Origin of the sequence: Dietzia aerolata (assembly GCF_014144865.1) — a bacterium.
GTDB lineage: Bacteria > Actinomycetota > Actinomycetes > Mycobacteriales > Mycobacteriaceae > Dietzia > Dietzia aerolata.
In genome coordinates this window covers 1-2,599 of sequence record NZ_JAALDM010000281.1, presented here as the reverse complement: position 1 = coordinate 2,599, position 2,599 = coordinate 1, and the positions used below count along the sequence as shown (strand labels likewise).

3 protein-coding genes are annotated in these 2,599 nt (G+C 69.6%); 2 read left to right on the top strand and 1 reads right to left on the bottom strand.

Features of this window, described 5'->3' with window-relative positions:
• The first annotated feature begins 86 nt into the window (after positions 1-86).
• Positions 87-587 (top strand): DUF2505 domain-containing protein, encoded by a 501-nt coding sequence (locus G6016_RS14815; RefSeq protein ID WP_182633384.1) that lies wholly within the window; start codon positions 87-89, stop codon positions 585-587.
• A 119-nt stretch (positions 588-706) separates the two neighbouring features.
• Positions 707-1,621 (top strand): LmeA family phospholipid-binding protein, encoded by a 915-nt coding sequence (locus G6016_RS14810; RefSeq protein WP_182633383.1) that lies wholly within the window; start codon positions 707-709, stop codon positions 1,619-1,621.
• A 56-nt stretch (positions 1,622-1,677) separates the two neighbouring features.
• Here G6016_RS14810 and G6016_RS17350 read toward each other — a convergent pair whose 3' ends face one another.
• The gene (locus G6016_RS17350) at positions 1,678-2,499 is read right to left on the bottom strand and encodes a TetR/AcrR family transcriptional regulator C-terminal domain-containing protein (protein ID WP_182633382.1); all 822 of its coding nucleotides are present in this window, start codon (positions 2,497-2,499) and stop codon (positions 1,678-1,680) included.
• Between the last annotated feature and the right edge of the window lie 100 nt (positions 2,500-2,599).

Sequence of the window (2,599 nt, the reverse complement as noted above, 5' to 3'; positions counted from 1 at the left end):
TCGGCGGGCTCGGCGGGCCCAGGTGTGTCTGCGGAAGTCATGATCACCCGCCCGAGAGTAGTCGTTTGCTTGTATCGTCTGACCCCATGGCGACCAGGTTCACGCACAACGCCCGCATCGACTCGCACATCGAGACGATCTACAACTCGCTCACCGAGGAGGCGTTCTGGCATGACCGACTGACGGCCGTCGGAACCCCCAAGGACACCCTCGACAACTTCGAGGTGACCGGCGACTCGATCACCGTCACCGTCACTCAGCACATCCCCGACGAGGACATTCCCGACATCGCGCGCAAGGTGCTGCCGGGTCAGCTCGTGATCGTTCGCACGAACGTGATCAGCGGGTTCGACGGTGAGCGCTTCGTCGGCAAGGCCACCGCGGACGCGGCCGGCGGGCTCGGGCGGATCCTGGGCGACTCCACGGCATCCAGCAAGGATGGCGCGGCCGTGGAGGATGTGTCCGGCAACGTCAAGGTGTCCGTTCCGCTGCTGGGCGGCAAGCTCGAGAAGCTCGTCGTGGACCACCTGCAGAAGCTGCTGACCTCCGAGTACGAGCAGCTCAACCGCTGGACTGCCGAGCGCTGACCCGCTCGGCCTCGGCTCGGCCGGGGCTCAACCCCGACACGGCCCCGGCTCAACCACCGCGCGACGCGCTCTGACCTGCGGCGCTGCGAATCCACGCGAGATCAGCGAGAATCGGACGAATGCAGCCGCACGACACCCAGCGACTCCCCGCCTTCGACAGGCCCGGGGTCCAGAACGCCGAGACGCAGCAGTTCCCCGCCGCGCCCTCCGCCCAGGGCGGATACCCGCTCGCCGGCTCGGGCGGGCCCGGGGGCCCGGGCCAGGGTGGTCCCGGTAGTGGCGTCGGCGGGAGCGGCGCAGTCGGTGGCGGTGTGAAGCGACGGCGTCGCGGGCCGATGATCGCGCTGTTCGCCGGCATCGCCGTGATCCTGGTGGTGCTGGGGCTGGTCGGACTCGAGTTCGGCCTGCGCAACTCGATCAAAGATCAGATGGCGCAGGAGATCACCACCTCCCTCGGCTCGCCGGCCCAGGTCGAATTGGGCGCCACCCCCGTCCTTCTGTCGTACTTCAACGGCACCCTCGGCTCCGTGCGCATCACCACCGACGGCTCCGCCGCGGAGGGCGCTTCCGGGCCCGCCCCGGCAATCGACATCCGGGCTGAAGGCGTCCGATCCGAGGGCGATGTGACCCACGTCGACTCGCTCAACGGCACCGCGTTCGTCTCGGACGAGGCCATGACCACCGCTGCCGCCGGCGAGCAGGTCGGCGGCGACTCCATGCTCGGCGGGCTGATCCAGGTCCAACAGATCACCTCCGACCCGGCCTCCGGGACACTGCGGGTCTCGATCAGCGGTCTGGCCGAGGCCGTGGTGACCCCGCGCCTGACGAACGGCAACCTCGAGATGCAGCCCGAGCAGGCCTCGATCTTCGGCTTCACCCTGCCCCCGGAGCTGCTCGGCGGAACCATCTCGATGATGGACTCGGCACTCGCGGAACTGCCCGAGGGCGTGGAGCTGACCGGCGTTCACGTGGTGGACGGCGGCATGACCGTCGACCTGGCGGGCACCGACGTGGTGCTCGAGTCGACCAACTGACCGGAGGTGCCGCCGGCCGCATGGTCAGGCCGTGGCCTGGCCCATAGGCCGCCCGGTCAGCCCGTAGCCGGACCCGACAACCGGTAGGCCACACCATCGAGGACCAGTTGGACCTTGTCGCGCCACCACGCGTCCGATCCCTGCGGTGACCCCAACGCTGACTTGAGGACCTCCACGTACTCCTGCTGCGTGTGGCCGGCCAACAGGTCCACCGAGTCGACGGCTTTGTCTCGCGCCGCCCGGGTGGAATCGTCGGCGGCAGCCTGTTCCAGGCGCGTGACCGTGAGGAACGAGTCGATCACGCTGTCGCCCACCGAGTCGACCGCCAGCGCCGCCAGCGGCACCCCCAGCCCGTATCGACTGGTGAGGACCTCCACGGCCCCCGCAGCCAGGGTCAACAGCGTGGGCGACGGGACGTCCGTCGTGCGCAGGTACCCGGCCAGCCCCGGGTGCTCCCGGTACATCCCCCACAGGTCTTCGGCGATCGAGGTGAGAAAACCGCGCCAGTCATCGGGGACGTCGTCGGGGCTTCCGCCGGAAGTAACGCCATCGAGCTCACCGCCCGGAGCGGGCCCGAGCGCAGCACCAGCCGACCACCCGTCTCCGGCCGCACCGTCCGCCGGCTGCCCACGCCACCGAACGCGTGAGATGGCGACCTCCGCCGCGGCCGCCACCATCTCGCCCCTGCCGGCGACGTGTCCGTACAGGGTCGACGGGTCGACCCCCACCCGCTCAGCTACGGCCGACACCGTGGCCTTGTCGATCCCGAGCTCGAGAACTGTCTCCAGGATCGCCTCCCGCGTCACCCGCGGCGGCCTGCCCGTCCGGCGGGCCTGACCGCCGAGGGACCGCTGGCGGCCCAGCTCGCCACCCGCCACACCCACATTCAACTTAGGGCACCCTTCCCTATCTCGCCCGGTCTGCTCTACTCTAGATCCGGTTTCCCAAAGAGGTTGAGAAAGTATCGAAGGACGGCGG